General features: G+C 37.9%; 10 protein-coding genes and 1 pseudogene. 5 read left to right on the top strand and 6 right to left on the bottom strand.

From position 1 onward, the window contains the following. Positions 1-427 precede the first annotated feature (427 nt). Complete coding sequence (locus F9U64_RS06875) at positions 428-2,068, bottom strand: S8 family peptidase (protein WP_153402263.1); 1,641 nt, start codon at positions 2,066-2,068, stop codon at positions 428-430. 4 nt (positions 2,069-2,072) lie between these two features. Beyond that, complete coding sequence (locus tag F9U64_RS06870) at positions 2,073-3,500, bottom strand: N-acetylmuramoyl-L-alanine amidase (RefSeq protein ID WP_153402262.1); 1,428 nt, start codon at positions 3,498-3,500, stop codon at positions 2,073-2,075. Positions 3,501-3,807: 307 nt separating this feature from the next. On the opposite strand from F9U64_RS06870, the gene F9U64_RS06865 reads away from it, so the two are divergent. The 4 genes from F9U64_RS06865 to F9U64_RS06850 all read left to right on the top strand — a co-directional run bounded on the left by F9U64_RS06865 (position 3,808) and on the right by F9U64_RS06850 (position 11,498). Then, on the top strand, positions 3,808-5,793 hold the full coding sequence (locus tag F9U64_RS06865) for an S-layer homology domain-containing protein (protein ID WP_153402261.1): 1,986 nt from the start codon (positions 3,808-3,810) through the stop codon (positions 5,791-5,793). Between the two features lie 93 nt (positions 5,794-5,886). Then, a complete protein-coding gene (locus F9U64_RS06860) occupies positions 5,887-6,627 on the top strand; it encodes a WecB/TagA/CpsF family glycosyltransferase (protein WP_153402260.1) in 741 nt (246 codons plus the stop codon). Then, the gene (locus F9U64_RS06855) at positions 6,624-8,177 is read left to right on the top strand and encodes a putative polysaccharide biosynthesis protein (protein WP_153402259.1); all 1,554 of its coding nucleotides are present in this window, start codon (positions 6,624-6,626) and stop codon (positions 8,175-8,177) included. Before F9U64_RS06860 ends, F9U64_RS06855 begins: the two co-directional genes overlap by 4 nt. Before the next feature lie 261 nt (positions 8,178-8,438). Continuing rightward, positions 8,439-11,498, top strand: a complete 3,060-nt coding sequence (locus tag F9U64_RS06850; RefSeq protein ID WP_194287300.1) for a hybrid sensor histidine kinase/response regulator — start codon at positions 8,439-8,441, stop codon at positions 11,496-11,498. 53 nt (positions 11,499-11,551) lie between these two features. On the opposite strand, the gene F9U64_RS06845 is transcribed toward F9U64_RS06850, so the two are convergent. Beyond that, a complete protein-coding gene (locus tag F9U64_RS06845) occupies positions 11,552-16,378 on the bottom strand; it encodes a collagen binding domain-containing protein (protein ID WP_153402257.1) in 4,827 nt (1,608 codons plus the stop codon). A 281-nt stretch (positions 16,379-16,659) separates the two neighbouring features. On the opposite strand from F9U64_RS06845, the gene F9U64_RS06840 reads away from it, so the two are divergent. Continuing rightward, positions 16,660-17,784: a response regulator gene (locus F9U64_RS06840; protein WP_153402256.1), complete on the top strand. Its 1,125-nt coding sequence runs from the start codon at positions 16,660-16,662 to the stop codon at positions 17,782-17,784. 281 nt (positions 17,785-18,065) lie between these two features. Here F9U64_RS06840 and F9U64_RS22870 read toward each other — a convergent pair. The 3 genes and pseudogenes from F9U64_RS22870 to F9U64_RS06830 all read right to left on the bottom strand — a co-directional run. Further along, positions 18,066-18,202, bottom strand: a pseudogene (locus F9U64_RS22870) (DsbA family protein); the annotation flags it as partial. Positions 18,203-18,230: 28 nt separating this feature from the next. After that, positions 18,231-18,632, bottom strand: a complete 402-nt coding sequence (locus F9U64_RS06835) for a disulfide bond formation protein DsbD (RefSeq protein WP_153402255.1) — start codon at positions 18,630-18,632, stop codon at positions 18,231-18,233. Between the two features lie 475 nt (positions 18,633-19,107). Further along, positions 19,108-19,524: a DUF3139 domain-containing protein gene (locus tag F9U64_RS06830; RefSeq protein ID WP_153402254.1), complete on the bottom strand. Its 417-nt coding sequence runs from the start codon at positions 19,522-19,524 to the stop codon at positions 19,108-19,110. Between the last annotated feature and the right edge of the window lie 46 nt (positions 19,525-19,570).

The following is a 19,570-nucleotide window of genomic DNA, read 5'->3' as shown; positions in this document are numbered from 1 at the left end:
TTATCGTGGTTGAAAACATTGTATCATGAGGAAAGCTATAATGGCTTTTCTTTTTACACAATTATACTGGCTTAACCCTGACTCACTCCCCTCATGGCATTCAGACTCCTTCTAAATACCTTCACTTCTCCTCCCTGCTCCCCTCATGGCATTCAGACTCCTTCTGAATACCTTCACCCCTCCTTCCCGTTCCCCTCATGGCATTCAGACTCCTTCTGAATGCCTTCGCTTCTCCTTCCCGCTCCTCTCATGGCATTCAGACTCCTTCTGAATACCTTCACTTCTCCTCCGCGAAACTCTCAAAGCAATCAGCCTCCTCCCAAACATCTTCACGCCCGCTCTCCAGCCCACTCACGGCATCCACCTCACCTCCTCCTCCACACAACAAAAAAAAAGCCCTCTCACCACCAAGGTGAAAGGACTCTCACTAACTCTGAAACGCTTCGTCTAAAATTTTCCCGACCATAACGGAAAATTCTGCTCTTGATATTTGATTTTCCGGCTTAAACTGACCGTTCGGATAACCTGATATGATGTCCAGCACTGCTAGATCATTGACGGCATCTGCATAGAATCTGTCAGCATTCACGTCACCGAACTGATTCTCGCTGTCGGCATTTAATGAAAAAGCGGTTTGGATGAGGACTGCTGCTTCTCCTCTTGTGATTGCTTTTTCCGGCATAAATGTCTTGTTTGGATAACCTGAGACAATATTAGCTGCTGTCAGGGAATCAATATATCCTGAAGCAAAGTAATCGAGGTTTACGTCAGTGAAGTCCGTTAAGCGGTTTGTTCCGTCCATTTCTAAAATGGAACCAATCACTGTTGCGACTTCTCCTCTTGTAATTTGATTTTCTGCCTGATAGGAGCCGTCAGGATAGCCGCCGATATATTCAGACTGGCGTAATAAATAGACATAATCTGCGAACCAGCTGGATGGATCAACATCCCAGAACCAGCTGTCCGGTCCTTGAATCAATCCATAGCCGTATACATCGTCTCTGCCTTTTGCGCCAATATCTTTGGCTTTGTTTTGGACAATTTTTATCAGCGACTGATTGTCCATATCTGGATACACTTCTTTATATAGTGCCAATATCCCTGTAACATACGGCGCGGCCATTGATGTTCCGCTCATTGTAATATAATCAGGGGCTTCGAAATACGTACTGTAGATATCTTCACCTGGTGCGACAAAGTCCAGTGACGCGCCCTGATAGGAAAAGTAGGTTTTCTCTAATCTTTTATCAATCGCGCCAACACTTATCACACTGGAAAAACGTGAGGGGAAGAGGACATCATCGGTAATTTGTCCTTCTCCATCTTCTGCATTTCCGGAAGCTGCGACAACCAGGATTCCTGCTTCATCTGCTGCTTCGACTGCTTTTTTTAATGCTATCGACGGGATTGGAGTTGTCACACTTAGATTGATAATATCCAAGTCTTGTGCGATTGCCCATTCAACCCCTTCGATAATATCCGCCTGTCGTCCTTCTCCGTTAATGTCCAATGATTTGATCGCGTAAAGGTCAGTATCTGGTGCAACGCCTACGACACCTTCATCATTATTCAGTGCACCAATAATACCTGCAACATGCGTACCGTGACCATTATTATCTTCATAGGAGGACATTCCTTCAACAAAACTCACACCATCTACTACGTTTAAATCTGGATGGTCCATTCTTATTCCTGTATCAATCACACCGATTTCGACACCTTTCCCTGTTATGCTGTTATCCTGATAGAAATTACTGCTGATTACATCATTCGCCCAGCTTAACGATTGGAAGTTTGTTTTGACTACCTGATCATTTTCTACCCAGTCTATTTCGTCTATCTTTGATAAGCCATCAACATAATCGGATGGTAACGAGATGGATACAGCATCAATGCTGTCATGTGTATGATGCAATTGATATGGGATTCCTTCAAGAACAGATAAATCAATCGACTTGTCAAAACCTGCGATTACTCTTGTTTCTGCAGACTCTTCACTTGCCTCTATTTCCAGGCTGTTCGTTGTGACAAAAAGAAATAAAGCGATGATTAAAAATAGTTTTTTCAATTCATTATTCCTTCCAATTCATATAATCCATGATTCCTTGTGCAATTGCTTTTCCTGCTTCTTCTTTTTTAGCAAGCAAGATTTTTACATCACCTTGGTTTGTTAAGAAACCTAATTCTACAAGTGCGGAAGGCAAGGAAGTATTTTTGATTACCTGGAATCCAGCTTCTTTCACGCCACGATCATTTGTACCTAATGCCTTAACTAACCTTGTCTGAACAAATCCTGCTAACTGCTTGCTGTCTGCTGCTCTGCTATTTAATGAAGCTGCAGAATAATAAGTTTCTGTTCCATTAGCACTTGCTGTTGCGGCATTGGCATGGATACTGATAAACGCATCAGCATTCGCATTCTCTGCAACTTCCACACGCCTGCCCAGTGATAGGAACGTATCATCTGTTCTTGTCATGATCACTTTGATGCCTTCTGCTTCCAGATATTTTTGGACATATTTCGCAACATCAAGGTTCAGATCCTTCTCTCTGACACCATTTGCTACAGCTCCTGGATCTTGATCACCGTGACCTGCATCAATTGCAATAATACCTCTTAGTTCTTCTTTTTTATCCATTAAATAATCTGTATGTACATAACCTTTTATCGTGCCTGATTGAATTTGCGCCCAATCTCCGGCATATTTCATTACGTTTACTTGATTGTTTCGGTATAAACTGCCAACTTTTGCGTAAGATGTACCAGGCCCGCTGCGCACATTAAGTGATGTTGTAACATTCACATATTTTACTGCTATCGGCTTGTCCGGTTCTGGCTTTGGCTTTGGCTCAGGTTTCGGTTCTGGCTTAGGCTCTGGATCCGGCTTTGGCTGCGGCTTATCAACAACCGGGTTCAGCGCATTGTACATCATGATCGAGAACTCTGCCCGATTAATGGACTTGTCTGGTCTGAATGTGCCGTCAGGGTATCCTGAGACAATTCCGCTTGCGTAAACTTTACTTACCTCTACTTCGTAATTCGTGCCCGCAACATCGGAAAAACTGATTTCTGCAGTTTCACTCAGATCAAACGCACGGGAAATAATGATCGCCATTTCTCCCCTGTTAATCGAATTTTCTGGTCTGAATTCGCCGTTAGGATAACCTAGTACAATTTTTTCTTTAACAGCGGATTCGATATAACCTGAGGCAAAATGGGATGCGTCCACATCTGTAAACAAGCTGGATGATGTTTGATCACCATTTAAATCTAGTGCCTTTCCAATCATCGTTGCTGCCTCAGCTCTTGTTACTTCATTATTTGGCTTGAACGTACCGTCTGTGTACCCGCTGATAATCCCTTCTTCAATTAAAGGGTTAATCATGTCAGCATACTTTTCCGGAACATCCGGTAATGATTTCGCTGATACTGCCTGGCCAAAAACAGCGAGGGATAACACCATCAAAAACAGGGCGGAGCATAGAACTTTCTTCTGCATTCTTCATTTTCCTTTCTTATGTAAAATAGTTTAGTAGTATATGGAAAACTAGCATTTTCTCAATTTGTAAAATTAGAGGAAAATAGGAATAATATCCTCTTTACCAAAAGGAGAAAGTGATGTATGCTTGAGCGTGTGGGAAATTGTGTTAATGAAAGATTACTAGATTACTAGATTAATTCGTTTCCATTGTTTTACTCATTACAATATATCACACTCCGCAATATTTTCAATAGACTATTGGAAATATTTTCAGCAGATTTCTCATCAGTCAACTTACATATTTATAAGGAGGAAAAGTCACAAAATGAGAAAGTTTTTTACCTGTCTACTCAGTCTATCATTAGTTCTCGGATTCCTGTCACCACGAGTTGCATCTGCAGCAGATGATCTTTCTGGCCACTTTTTTGAGGATCAGATAAGAAGCTTGGTCAGCAAGGGCGTGTTCAAGGGTTATGAAGATGGCACCTACAGGCCGGATAAACAAGTATCCAGAGCAGAATTCACTTCTTTACTAGTAAGAGCCCTTGATCTGTCTGCGAATGGAGACACCAAAACCTTCTCAGACGTTAAGGAAGGGGAATGGTACTATGATGCCGTTTCTATCGGGACAAGCCATGGATTCATCTCCGGTTATCCAGGCGGAGACTTCAAGCCAAATGACAATATTACCAGACAAGAGATGGCTTCCATTCTTCACCGTGCCGCAACTGCCGAGGGAATTCCCTATGGGGAAAAGCCGCTGACATTCGCGGATAACAACGAGATCAATCCTGTATTCCATTCATCTGTTAAGTTTATGCTCCACTTAAACATCATGGTTGGAAAAGGCGGCAATCGTTTTGCACCTAAAGATTTTACAACAAGAGGCGAAACAGCAGCCGTTATCGTTCGCTTGCTTAATAAAAAAGACAATCCGCAAACAATCGTTGTAGAGAAGACACACTATAATTATTCTTTTGCCGATATGGTAAATACACAAATGACAAGAACACCAAAAGCAGATGGTGCCGGTATTTATATCGCCAGCAGTGCAATGATAGAATACTATGCCAACCCTAGCAACTTCACACAGGGAACCAGCGGATTCTTCCAGTTCCTTGATCTGTCGAAAACTGCTGGCGGTGACGCAAACGAAATTAACAGACAAATCCTGACAAATAAAGGTGTATTAACAGGTCAGGCGAGTGCCTTTATTGAAGCAGGAAAGAAAAACAATGTGAATGAAATCTACCTGATTGCCCATGCTCTGCATGAAACAGGCAATGGTGCTTCCAGTCTGGCAAAAGGAATTCCTGTTGATGATAAAGGGAACATTGTGTCAGAAGAAGAAGCAGAACATACTGTTTACAATGTATACGGATATGGCGCACGAGACAGTAACCCAATCAGAGGCGGCGCGAAATACGCGTTTGATAACAAGTGGTTTACGGTAAAAGATGCGATTATTGGCGGGGCAACAGATATTGCCAATAACTATATAAATGATGGCCAGAACACCTTGTACAAAATGAGATGGAATCCGGACAGCCCGGGATATCCGCAATACGCAACACATGTAATGTGGGCAACCATCCAATCAGAAAAAATGGATTCAATGTACAGCCTGCTTGATAACAAAGTACTTCACTTTGATGTGCCGGCATTCAACAATCAGCCTGGCAAAACATCGAAGCCAACAGGTTTGGCACAATACTTTGTTGATACAAGCTTAGCTGGTCAAATCAGATATACAACGGCTGATTACTTGAACTTCCGGACAGGTCCTACCACAAGCTATGATGTGATTACACAATTGCCTGAAGGAACAAAAGTAACGATCGTCGGCCATAACAATGTCTGGTACAAGATTACAGCAAACGGCAAAACTGGCTGGGTGCATGGCGACTATCTTGTAACAGAAGCAAAAATGAAGCAAATGCAAGCTGAAGAAACTCCCAGTACAGAGCAAGACCCTGATACAGAAGAGAAAGATGAGCAAACAACCGAAGACACTGCCGAAGAAACGACTGATTCAGTAGATCAGGAAAATGGTGAAGATACGGACGCTACAGAGGACGATTCACCTGTAAGATCGAACAATGTGCCTTTAACTGCAGAAGATGGCAATGCAGTCGTAAACAAAGATGATGTTGTCATTAGATCAGATGCATTAGAGCAAGGTTATGAAGTCATTGCCGAACTGCAAAAAAACGCAAAAGTTAATACAGTCTTCCAGCAGGGAGAATGGTATTATGTGACAGTAGATGGCAAAGAAGGCTTTATCCATCAGGATGAGCTTACCCTACAATAGAAAATGATCGAAAATAGAAGGAGACTTATATGTTTCCTTCTATTTTTATGGTAAGATTTATTAGTGTATCTTTAGACGGAGGAGTTAGTAAACATGAAGACAGTTAATATTATGGATGTTCCTTTTATACATACGGATCAGTCCAGTTTTGTTTCCTTAATAGATGAACGTATTCAATCAAAGGAGAAGACATTTGTTATCACGGCAAATCCGGAGATTGTTATGAAAGCACAGGAAGATCCAACCTTTAAACAATATATTCAAAAAGCAACCTATGTAACAGCAGATGGAATCGGTGTGGTGATCGGTGCCAAGCTGTTAAACGATCCATTGCCTGGAAGGGTAACAGGTTATGACACGATGATTCAATTACTGGAAAAAGCCAACAAGCATCATTACTCAATTTACCTGCTCGGCGCACAGCCAGAAACATTGGAAAAAACGAAAGCCAATATTGAAAAAGATTATCCGAATGTAAAAATCGTCGGCTCCCATGACGGCTTTTTTGACTGGAAAAATAACCAGATTGCCGATGAAATTGACCAGCTCAAGCCTGATATGACATTTGTCGCTTTAGGTGTACCAAGACAGGAAAAATGGATTGCAGAAAATATTGACAGATTTTCGCATGGTATTTTTATCGGAATCGGCGGATCGTTTGATGTCATCGCAGGAACAGTGAAACGTGCACCAGTTGTATGGCAGAAACTGAATCTGGAATGGCTATACCGCTTAGTCAAACAGCCTAGCAGATGGAGAAGAATGATGGCCCTTCCCCACTTCGGCTTAAAAGTGCTGGGAATGAAAGTAACAGGAAAAGGAAAACGGTCATGAGTTCCTCTACATTTGTCAAAAGTACAATCATCTTAACAATCGCAACATTATTGTCCAAAGTGCTTGGCAGTGTTTTCCGGATTCCCTTGCAGAATATTGCCGGTGATGAAGTATTCGGAATCTTCAGCTTAGTGTACCCTGTCTATATGGTTGCACTCATCCTGTCTGTTGCAGGGCTGCCGCTTGCGATCTCCAAATTGATTGCAGAAGCACAGGCCAAGCAGGACAAACAGTCAGTGAGAGAAATTTATCTTACCGCAAGTTTGCTGGCCATCCTGTTTGGGATCATCAGCTTCTTGGTAGTTTTCAGTTTATCTGACTGGATTGTCAATGTGTTCTGGGGAAGCCCAAATGCAAAACTAGCGTTAATTGTAGTGGCAGGGACCTTGCTAGTTGCACCATATATGGCCGTTTACCGCGGCTATTTCCAAGGGATCGGCGACATGAAGCCAACTGCCCTTTCCCAGGTATTAGAGCAATTCATCCGTGTCGGGCTGATTCTTGTAATTGCCTATTATCTGGTGGAACAAGGTTATTCTGACGAGATCGTTGCTGGTGGGGTAATGATTGGTTCCATTGTTGGAGCATTAGCATCTTTATTCTACCTTCGACTAAAATATCAGCGTGCAGGTATTCAGAAGCCGGAAGGACATAAATATTCCTTCCAGATTTTCAAAAAATGGATCAAAATTACATTAGCTATCTCGATTCCGATTGCGATTGGTTCCCTGACAATGGCATTGTTCAATTTTGTTGATTCCTTTACCGTTTCCTATGGACTGCGCGCATCTGGTGTCGATGGTGATAATATTGATTATCTATTTGGTATCTACAGTCGTGGATTGGCACTTGTCCAAATTGCCACCGTTTTTGCTACATCCATCGTGCTGCCATTGGTGCCATTGATCACACAGAAACTATTGAACAAGGACAAGGATGGAACAAAAGCGATTATTGAAAAGACATTCCGCATGACCCATTTAATTTCCTGGCCGGCAGCGGTTGGTCTGCTTGTATTAACTTCGCCATTGAACATAGGCTTATTTACCAACATGGAAGGTAATACAATGCTCGCAATCATTAATGCAAGCTCTGTTTTCACATCCTTCACCTTGCTTGGCACAGGAATTTTGCAGGGGATGAATCTGGCACGGACCGCTGCTTATGTGATCTTAGCTGGTGTTGCGTTAAAAACAGTTTCCAATCTGCTGTTCATCCAATGGTTCGACTTAGTCGGCGCCGCATGGGCAACACTGTTCGTTTATATTGTGATCTCAATTGTGAACACAATCATTATTAACAAGCATATCCCGTTCCGCTTGTTTGATAAAAGTATTTTCAAAATCTTGTTTGCATCGATTGTAATGGGAGCAGTGATTGGGACTCCGCTATTCTATTTTGATGTGAGTGAGATGACAAGATTAATGGCGATGGGCTATGTGATGGTGGCGATTGCTGTTGGGGCAGTGATTTACGGATTGCTGCTGATTGTGATGAAAGCTGTTGATCTTAAGGAGATTCCTGTTGTTGGGAAGTTTTTTAAGAAGTAAAATCCAAACAAGCATTGTACGAGATTTTCGTGGGATGCTTGTTTTTGTCCGTGTGAAATAACGGAGCTCTTTATTTTGCGAGCGATGGCAGAACATGTTTTTTGCATAAAAAAATGTACATGATTTCTGTCTCGGCATATATTCGGTAATGATCATGAATGGTTTTATATAAAGATAGTCACCATGTACAGGCATAATGAACCTATTCTACAGTAAGTACTTTCATTTTTGAACTATGAATGAGTGGGGATGAACAAAGTAATGGTGAATAAACAGGTAATGTCAAAAACAAAGATCTTCATGATCCTTCTGCTTTTTATTAGTCTTTTGGTAACTTTTCGTATCATCTGGATTAATTATCATCAAAATACAGCCAACCCAACGGCTGAAAATGGTGTGTTAGATTTAAGAAACATAGAATTAAATAAGGATACGACGATAGCTCTTAATGGCGAATGGTATTTTTATCCAAATGAATTCATCTCCAATAATCCGGATGATGCGGATAAACAATTCATCACAGTACCGGGAGACTGGAGCGAAACATTAGACAGTAATCATCCCATTTCTGCAGGGTATGGTTATGGAAGCTATCGTTTAACCGTTCTCTTACCTGAAACAGATCAAAATCTGTACGGATTGCGCATAAATAATATACATACAGCAGCTAATATAATTGTAAATGGTTCTAAGGAAGCAAAGCTCAATCAACCGGCAGCAAACCAAATAGAGCCAGCAACTTTTCGCGGACCTTATACTGCGTTATTCTATTCTGATAACAATCAATTGGAGATTATTATTCAAGTATCCAATTATGAAATACCCTTCTTCTGCGGGATAAATGAATCCATAACATTTGGTACAGAAGAAGCTATCTTACATGAAACGAATACGTTAGAATTCCTGCAACTAGTTGTTATCGTCATTTTCCTTTTGCATGCATTCTACGCATTTACCCTTGTTTTACTAGGAAGAGGAAAATCACAGAAAGAATTGATTTACTTTGGTTTTATGCTGTTATTGTTAGCGTCAGGTAATTTAATCGATGATGAAGTATTTATTCAATTGCCATTCGACACTGCTTTTTCCTTTCGATTTTTAATGTTTATCTTTATTCTTACACTCTATGTATTGATTAAATTTATTCATCATTTATATAGAACAAATACAACTTTCATTAAAATATTGACAATCAGTAATATCGTTTTATCTGTGTTAACTTTATTTATTTTTCCGTTTCATTATTTTGTCTATTTGGTAATGGCTTTATATTTATACTATTTTATCTCTATTTCTTACATGTTTATGACAACATTGAAGCATATAAGAAACGGAGACAATAACGCTATATTTATTCTATTATTCATTTGCAGCTACACATCGAATATTATTTGGGGGGCTGCTATTCAGACTGGACAAATAGAATTTCCATTTTATCCATTTGACTTTTTTATCTCCATTGTTCTGATTGCAATATTATTATTCAGAAGACATATACACTTAGTCGAATTAACAGAGGAACAAACAGCTAAATTAGTAGAAGAAGATAAGAAAAAGGATCAATTTCTCGCCAACACTTCTCATGAGATAAGAAATCCATTACATGGAATCATTAATATTGCACAATCTATTTTAATAAATAATGATCAGCAATTAGATAACGAAACGAAAAATAATTTGAATTTACTTATACAAATTGGTCATCAGCTTACACTTACATTAAACGATATTCTAGACATTACCAGATTAAAAGAAAGCAAGCTGCAATTAAACAAGCAAATGATAAATCTACCACAACTAACCACTGTTGTGATTGAGATGGTTCAATTTTTATCTGAAAATAAAAAAATAACCATTAAAAATGAAATCTCCTCTTCATTCCCATTAATAGAAGCAGATGAGAATAGAATGATTCGCATATTGTTTAATCTTATTCATAATGCAGTTAAATTCACAGACACTGGCTCTGTAACCGTTAATGCAAATAAACAAAAGGAGTTTGCCATTATTTCCGTAAAAGATACTGGAATTGGGATTAGTGACGCTGATCTGGAAAGGATTTTCCTTCCTTATGAAAAACTTAGCAAAATGGAAGTAGACAGTGGAGGGATTGGATTAGGTCTTAATATTTGCAGACAGATGATTGAGCTCCACGGTGGAGAAATTAGTGTTCACTCAGAAGTCGGAAAAGGAACGACATTTACATTTAGTATACCACTAGCAATTAACAGTACGAATCACCAATTAACGCAGCATACAGAGACAATTATAAATCAAGCAGACTCTTCATTACTGCCTGAAGCCGATAATTATGTTCCAGGTAAAAACACAGATCCTAGTATTCTTGTAATTGATGATGATCCAATTAACTTAAAAGTTATTCAGAATTTATTAGGATCAAGCTATCAGGTTGTTACAACAACAAGGCCAGAAGCTGCAGTAAATAAGATAAACGAAAAAAGTTGGGACTTAATCATAACAGATGTAATGATGCCGAAAATTTCCGGTTATGAGTTGACAAGAAGAATCAGGACAAAATATAAATTATCCGAATTGCCCATTCTATTATTGACAGCAAGAAACCAACCAGAAGATATTTACAGTGGATTTCGTGCTGGGGCAAATGACTATATTACAAAACCTGTCGACGCACTGGAATTACAAGCACGGGTGCAAGCCTTAACAGATTTAAAACGGTCGGTAAATGAACAATTACGGATGGAAGCTGCTTGGCTGCAAGCGCAAATAAAGCCACATTTTATTTTCAATACACTCAATACTATTGCATCACTCAGTACGTTTGATGCAGAAAAAATGACTGAGCTGTTAAATGAATTTGGAAACTATTTATACAGAAGTTTTGATATCAAAAATACATTGCCACTTGTGCCATTAAGTGATGAATTAGAACTTGTCCGTTCCTATGTCTATATCAATAAAAAAAGGTTCGATGATAGAGTCAATGTGATGTGGGAAGTGGATGACAATATCAACATTGAAATTCCACCTTTGTCGATCCAGACACTGGTAGAGAATGCGATAAAACATGGCATATTAAAACAAATGAATGGCGGAGTTATCTGGATTAAGATAATAGAGAGATCTCTTTACTATCAAATAGAGGTTATCGATAATGGTGTTGGTTGCGAAGAATCAAAAATAGCCGCAATAGTAAATAATGATCACTCCCATAACGGTATTGGATTAACTAATACGAATAATCGCCTAAAGAAATTATTTGGAAAGGGCCTGAGTATTAGCAGTAAGCTAGGAGAGGGAACGAAAGTGAGCTTCCAGATACCAAAATCTTCGAAAAAATAGAGTAAAAACGAAGACATGATCAATTGAAATGATCATGTCTTCTTAGTTGAGTTTTACTTACTTTGCCGTCTCTTATTAGATAAAAGTAGGATCAAGCCAGATGCCAGCAGCACAAACCCTGCGAGTACAATATTAAATACATTCGTTGCGGTGTTCGGTAATTCATGATTATTTGCTAATGAATGATCCTGTTGTTTCTCTGATGAATTTTTATTGTTGTCTTCCTCAGTTCCTTCAGTGCCTTGATTATTCCCGTTGTTGCCGGATAATTCATTATCACTTCCATCATTCTGCAAACCATCATCTGTCTTATCTGAACCATCCTCATTTTCATTACCTGGAACTTCTCCGTCATTATTGCCCGGATCTTCCCCGTCTTCATTACCTGGGTCTTCTCCATCTTCATTGTTGCCAGGATTATTTGAACCTCCACCACTACTTACTCTTTTCTTATTATAAACAACTAGTTCTTCTATTTCGGTTTGACTTAACTCAATGGTAAAGTCAATTGGTGTGCGGTCCAAATGATAGCCTGCAGGAGCTTTTACTTCTACAAATTGATATTCACCTGGTGTTAAATCATCTACGACAACTTTTCCATCCGAATCTGTCACTAAGTTATCCTTAATCACAGCATCCCCTTGTCTAATTTCAAAAACTGCTCCTGCTAAAGGTTTATCACTGCCTTCAGCTAGTTTAGTTAACTGAACTGATCCTGTAATTAAATAATTTGGAATGGTTAGTTTCGCTGTTTCTGATTGAGCTCTTTCAATAACAAATGGAATTGGAGTATCCATTAATTGATAATGTTCCAGGGTTTTTTGTTCCATAAATTGATAGTTACCTGGACGCAAATCATGAATCACAATTTCTCCATTTTCATCTGTTGTAAACGTCGTGCTGCCATCACGCTCGATTAAGTTTCCTTCTTCATCCTCCAGCTGGAATTCCACTCCTGCAAGAGGGGCATTGTTATTATCACCATCTACTTTATTTAATTGAATTGATCCCTTGATAATATCGTTTTCTGCCTCAAGTTGAATGACTTCCGTTTGTGTTGCAGTAATCGTAAATTCCAATGGAGATTCCATTTTCTTATAACCTAATTGTGGTGTCACCTCTTCTAGTCTGTAATCTCCAGGATCCAGCTCTGAAAGAATAATCTTCCCATGTTCATCTGTTACAAGATTTTCATATCCTAATACAATCTGGTTACTCTCTGCATCAACTAATTGAAAAACAACGCCATCTAACGGTTCTTTTGTCTCTGCGTCGACTTTAGTTAATTCTACACCGCGGATATTTTTCTTATTCTCAATCGTTAAATTGATCGAATCTTTATCAATCGTAACAGTCTGCTGATCAGTAATCCCCACAACATAACCTGAAGGTGCGTTAGATTCTTTTAATACATAGTCACCGTATAGTAAGTTATGAAAAGTAACTTGGCCGTTCTCTTCTGTTGTTTCCGTATAAATTACTTGCTCTCCATCTTTATCATACAATGTGAATTCAGCGCCTGGTAAAGGGGATTGATCGTCAGCATCAACCTTTGTCACAGTTAAATTACCGACTTTTCCATCAATTCCTCCACCAATTTGAGAGAAATTAATTGCTTTTCTTAACGAATTGTCAGTGGGCACCTCTTCTGTTTGATCCCCATTAAAACGTATCGTATTTTCTATATAACCATCGTCTTTAAACATGATATAGGTGTCATATTCTAATACATAAGCAGTATCGATCGTTTCTTCAATGAAATCCAATGTAAAAGATACAACACCATTTTCCTCTTCATGGAATGTTAATGTATAATCCGTACCTTCTTCTAATAGCTCACCTTTTGAAATATCGGATGTAGTGACATTAGTGTCATAAAGCTTAATCGAATCTTTCCGTAAAGACTGATTGACACTTGGCGTATCAGTGATACTTACATTCGAAACAGTAGATTGTGCGTAATTAATTCGAACACTCCAATTAACTACACGCGGATTGCTACTATTTTGTTCGGCTGTTTTATTTGTATACTCACCACCGTAATCTGGTGATACGGAAGCATGAAGTTCATACGTATCACGGTTATCACTTGTTACTGTTGCTGTGTTTTCATATTTATCAGCAACTAATTGATCGATCAAATCTGTTTGATAAACAATTTTATATGGTGAATCAATATCGTGAAGTGTTACTTTAAAACCTTGATTACCATCATCATCTGCAATAGATTCTACTTCATATTCCGCCGAGTCTAACTCTTCACCCTGCTCAATACCATTGCTCCCGCCAGTTAAATCCATGTGATACACTTTAACTGTGTTAATATCAAAGTTCTGATCCCCAATTATATAATCCTCTACAACTGCATTTTCCATTGTCACTAAATTATAATTGACACCAATTTCCCAATCAATGGTTTTCGTAACAGGATTATAGCTTCCACCTTTAAACCCATTATTTACGGTGAAATTGTCAGGAGTAAATGTAGCGCTGTCTGTTTTACTCTTTCCGGTCGATTCACCTTCAGGATTCCAAGTGATGAAAGCTGTATTGGTAAATGAGGATCGATCGGAATCTACTTGATTAAAGTCAATATCTGTTGTGTAAGTAATTTCCACTCGATCTGTTAATGGTTGCCCAAATTCAATGGTTATCATTTGTGAATAAGAATCAAAAGTATAACTATAATCTTCTGTTTCATTCCAACCCTCTTCGCCATGCTTCACAACTACATCTCGAGGAGTAAAACCTTTAGGCAGTTTATCCGTTAGGACAACATTTTCCATCGTGTATTTGTCACGATTGATCGCCATTGTCCAACTGGTTGTCTTTGCATCGTAATTCGCATTATCATTATTCCATTTGTGAAAAATCTGTTGGGTAATTCCTTGTTGAGCTTCTGTTTCATTACCAAACTGATCACTAACTTTATTGGTAATTGTTGCATTTTCTTCTACACGATCCACAGCTGTTGTTTCATAGGTAATCTTGTATGCTTTATCTATTGCTTGATGAAAACTTAATTCGAAATCAGTGCTTGCGGGATCAACATTGTAATCGGTAAATGGAGTGGTTGCCGTTTCATTACCTGTTTCAGGATCAATTTCGACTTCTACCACTTCAAGTGAGCCTGATACAAGTTGTTGATTTTCTCCTAATACATCTTGTAAGACCGCTTTTGATTCTTCAATTTCCTTTTCGTCATAGTTATACTTTATTTCCCATTTAATGGTTTGAGTTGCTGCATCATAGCCAACTGCTCGTTTTTCAAGTGGTTGGCCTCTTTTTACAGCAACAGAAGCACTTGCACTAGCTTTCTCAATATTATCACCATTTAATGTAGCATTGTTCCAATAATTAGTACCAGTATTATCGGTAATTTCTGTCTCGTATACTAATCGATAAGCAGAATCAATGGTACCTAAATTTAGTGGAAAAGATGTACCAAAACTATGACCCGTTAACTCGGTTGTTTTACTTTCATCTATTGAACCATCTGCATTCATATGGATCTTGTAAACTTTTAACGATCCGGCAACAAATTGCTGTGCTCCATCTCCAGTTAATTCATCAGTAATTGTTGCATTTTCTATTGTTTGTAAGTCTTTATTAAAATCTACTGTCCATGTAATCGTCTTTGCATTATACGATTTATCTGCTTCTCCTCTTTTGTCAATCGAAGAACCATTTGGAATGAATTTAACTGGAAAGGAGATAGTTGAACCATCTTCAAGTGGAAATGTGATTGCTTCTCCTTCAGCTGATCCGGCATAATGCTGGTCAAATTCTGACGATAATGTTAGAAAACCACTAATGTTAGAATTAGTTTCAATATTTTCATTGAATGTAATAATTATTTGGTTATTGCTCGTTACGGTAAATGAGCCAAATTCTAATCCATCCGGTCGCTTTAACGATATTGGTTCAGGATTTGGTTGAATACTAAACTGGTTTGGAATAGTGATTGTATAAGTTGATCCTGCACCATAGCTATGTCCGTTTGGAAGAGCAAAGTCGTATTTTAGCTCTACTTTGAAATTACTATAAGGGTTATCAACTACAATTTCATTTCCAGGTATTAATTCTTTACTTTCACTTCCATCTTCAAATCGTTGTTTTAATGAAACATTTGTCAGGATGCTTTCTGATATTTCTAGTGCTTCAAATGTACCTTCTTCACTTGATTCGTCTTCTAAGCTAGTTTCGGTCTGATCTATATCATTAAGTTGATGTTCTGTATCACTTTCCGTTACTTGATCAGATTCAGTTTCCGTCTCGTCTATCGTTTGATCACTAGTGCTCTCATTTAAATCAGGATCTGTTTCAATTTCTTCTCCCACTTGCTCACTAGCGTCCCCTTGTAAGTCAGGTTCTTCCGTCTGTTCGTCACCCAATTGATCAGCTTCATGAGGTTGTTCATCAGGACTGTTTACTTCCTCCATTTGGTTACCATTGTCAACCTGGACTTCAAATGAAAATTGGCCATTTGCATTCAGTTCTACTGCATTGGAGTTAAACACAACTGCTATCAGACCATCTGTCGTTACTTTGTATGTACCTATCTCCAAATCGTTCTCCGAATTCATTAGCACACCAGATTTCACTTCATTATTGGTTACTTTATCTGGCAATTGATACGTTTCCTGATATCCATCTGTTATGGCTGTATTCTCTAACGACCATACCGTTGTAACCATAATAGCAGATAAGCTGGTTGTTTCTAAATCCACTAAAGTACCAGTCGAATCTTCATAACGGACATCTTGAATCACACGAGACTCTCCATTCTCCGCAGCTGATAAATTTGCAGGCAACACAAAAATAAGCGCTGGCTGAAAGACTAGTAACATAATAAATAACATACTGAGTACTTTCTTCATTTACTTCCACCTTCCTATTAAGAATTTTATGACAGAACATCACTATATATTTTAGTCATCTTACCTATACAAATCCTAAACAACTTAGCCACAATAACACAGCATAAATATGTAAATTTACTCACTATTTACCCACTTTTTACCAAAAGTTGCTATTATACTATATATCAGATTACTATTTCGATTTATTTCCCTATTATTCTACTTTTTGGTAATATCATATTTATGGTTTTAGAGCTAACTGTTATGGAAAATTTAATCACTTTTACGGAGGGATAGCGGTGAAAGTCATTCTTTTTGATGATGAACTTCATGCATTAAAGTTTTTTGAACATCAAATCAAGAATTTAAAGGATGTTAAGATTATCGGCCAGTATACACAGCCTTACATTACAAATAAAATGGATCAGATCAGAGACGCAGATCTTATATTTATAGATATTGAAATGCCAGAAGTAAGCGGGCTTCAATTAGCAAAGCAAATTCTGCAATCACACCCTAAGAAGCCTATCGTATTTGTAACAGCTTTTAAAGAATATGCTGCAGAAGCATTTGAGATAGATGCCCTTGATTATATAGTAAAGCCTATTGAGCTTAAACGATTACAAGTTACATTTGAAAGGGCAAGGGCTTTCCTGGCATCTGATATTACATCCCACAGCAATGACAAACCACTTTTACATATTAATTTATTCAAAGAATTAACTTTTGCATTATTAAACCAAGATCAAAGAATAGTATATTGGCGGACATCTAAAGCGAAAGAATTATTCTTATACCTGTTACAACAACATGGGAGAGCTGTCCATAGTTCTGAATTAATAGAAGTATTATTTCCACACATCGATGTGGATAAAGCAATTTCCCAATTGTATGTAACGATTCACCATGTGAGAAAAACAGTGAAAGAATTTGAGGGATATATCTCCATAACAAATCATCAAAAAGGCTATATTCTATTACTAAACAATGTGAAAATCGATGTAGCAGAATTCGAGAAACAATTATCAGATCACAAAAACATCTCCACTGAAACTATTTCTGAATTGGAAGAAATATTGAAGCTATATACAGGTTCATTTTTGGAAAGTTATGATTATTTATGGGCAGTTGCAGAGAGAGAACGTTTAGATATGATCTGGTTACAAGCAGCAAGTCAAATTGCTAATTACTATCGGGATAGAGGATCTTTAGACAAAGCTGCCGAATGGTATTTGAAGATCTGTAAAATGAACCCGGACAACGAACAGGCCCACTATTCCTTAATGCAGGTATATGCTAGTTTAGGTTATCATTTATTGGTGGAACATCAATACAATGAATTAAGATTATATTTACAAGATCTTAATCTTCCTATGAGTAGTTTTATAAAAAAATGGTATGAAGGCTGGAGGAAGAGTATTTAATAGGACAGTGTATATTCCCCTTCGTTTTTCTACTAAAGGTTAATAGCGATGGGCTATGTGATGGTCGCGATTGCTGTCGGGGCAGCGATTTACGGGTTGCTGCTGATTGTGATGAAAGCTGTCGATCTTAAGGAGATTCCTGTTGCAGGGAAGTTTTTTAAGAAATAGAAAGAAGCCTTGTATCAATAAGAATGGTACAAGGCTTTTTCTCATATCATTTGACCTAAACTCCCAAGTGTTATTCCTCTTTATCTATTATGTCTCCTATGTGAATATTATTTCTCCAGATTATTTGCAATAGCTATTTTTCGATAAGTTTCTATATCACTGAGACTCTTGCCATCACGATAAAATGCATATTGCATAGCGAAGCAAGAGACAATGCACGTACGGGTGCGAAAGAACGTAATGCGGAAAAGCAAAAACAGCGATAGCATAGTCTGAACTTACGATCTTTTAGCGTTTAAATCACTGGTTACTTTATAAACAACACTACCAAATGTAAACTTAACAGGGTATAACGAAAGAATAACAGCAATAATCTGGCTGAATGTCTTCATCCATCCTGTTAGGTGTAAACTATCGTTAATCACATAATTAGCTAATTGAATAAGACCAAATACAATACCCACCGATACAACAAACGAGAGCAAGATTAAAACTACTTGCGATATCGACATTTTTCTTATCTTTTTTGCTTTTTTAATACTACCGTCACTAATTGAAAAGCAGATATAAGCCAATGGAAGAAACAATACGTACCAGCTTGAATAGTCAATTACAATCCAAGAAGCCCCCATTCCTATAAGCAAAATCCATCCGATTATGTTAAATACCTTTTTATTCATTTTTACCATTCACCCTCCCGTAAGAATTGAGGTACCCCATTTCATTGTCACCTCTTTAATACGGATTGAACTATATTTACGTTTCACTGTTCAACAAAATGGCTCGTTTGTTGATCAGAGTTTAATTTTGATTCTTCAACTAAACTTCTCTTTAGTTAAAGATCAACACTTCATAATATCATAAATCTCTATACAAAAATCATACCAGAAGATAGTGATTGTTTGGTCAATTTTTACAACATTTTGGAAATCATTACTGCGTAGTATCAGTCAAATACGTAGAAGTGACGATCACTTAATAAAAGTAATCGTCCTAGAAATTCTTAAACAGTATATTTGTACTATGCATCACTAAAAATGAGAGAGCTTGTTTATCCAACGCCTTGAAGTTGGGAACAACACAGACGCTTATTAATCAATCACGACCTAATAAGGATAAGGATGCATGAAGCATCTAATGAATCCACCTTATGCCTTAATCTCGATTATCGAGAGAATTAACACATTTTTTCTCACTGTATTTTGTTTTACTTTCAACTATTTCTGAAACACCATCAGATGATAATTTGTCTTTTTCACAGAATTGCATAACCTGTTTTCCCTTTTTGGTTATGCCATAATAATACGTCAAATCTGGTTCGTCTTGAAAGATAACCATATAATGACCTTGATAAAAATCCTTATTTATGATGTGTTTCGGTGCTATAAAATGCGATTCTATTATATCGTTTTCCGTGTATCCCTTTTCCTCTAAATATACTGGAACATTCTTATCCGCTATATAGTTTGTATAAGGGTTTCCGTTGTAGAGCACATAAAAGAAACCAATAGGAACCATCACGGTAACGAATATAATTAAACCCATGGCAAACCAGATAATTTTTTTCTTCATATCTTTTCCTCCTCCGTGTGTGACAAAACTATAAATCGATGACTCC

Source organism: Gracilibacillus oryzae (assembly GCF_009498735.1).
In the GTDB taxonomy this organism is placed as follows: domain Bacteria; phylum Bacillota; class Bacilli; order Bacillales; family Amphibacillaceae; genus Gracilibacillus; species Gracilibacillus oryzae.
Note: the sequence above shows the minus strand (reverse complement) of the source record. Positions and strands in the feature narration are given on the sequence as shown.

Coding starts and splice junctions, on each gene's coding strand:
- F9U64_RS06870 (WP_153402262.1), bottom strand. CDS start 3,500: ATGCAGAAGAAAGTTCTATGCTCCGCCCTGTTTTTGATGGTGTTATCC.
- F9U64_RS06865 (WP_153402261.1), top strand. CDS start 3,808: ATGAGAAAGTTTTTTACCTGTCTACTCAGTCTATCATTAGTTCTCGGA.
- F9U64_RS06860 (WP_153402260.1), top strand. CDS start 5,887: ATGAAGACAGTTAATATTATGGATGTTCCTTTTATACATACGGATCAG.
- F9U64_RS06855 (WP_153402259.1), top strand. CDS start 6,624: ATGAGTTCCTCTACATTTGTCAAAAGTACAATCATCTTAACAATCGCA.
- F9U64_RS06850 (WP_194287300.1), top strand. CDS start 8,439: ATGGTGAATAAACAGGTAATGTCAAAAACAAAGATCTTCATGATCCTT.
- F9U64_RS06845 (WP_153402257.1), bottom strand. CDS start 16,378: ATGAAGAAAGTACTCAGTATGTTATTTATTATGTTACTAGTCTTTCAG.
- F9U64_RS06835 (WP_153402255.1), bottom strand. CDS start 18,632: ATGAATAAAAAGGTATTTAACATAATCGGATGGATTTTGCTTATAGGA.
- F9U64_RS06830 (WP_153402254.1), bottom strand. CDS start 19,524: ATGAAGAAAAAAATTATCTGGTTTGCCATGGGTTTAATTATATTCGTT.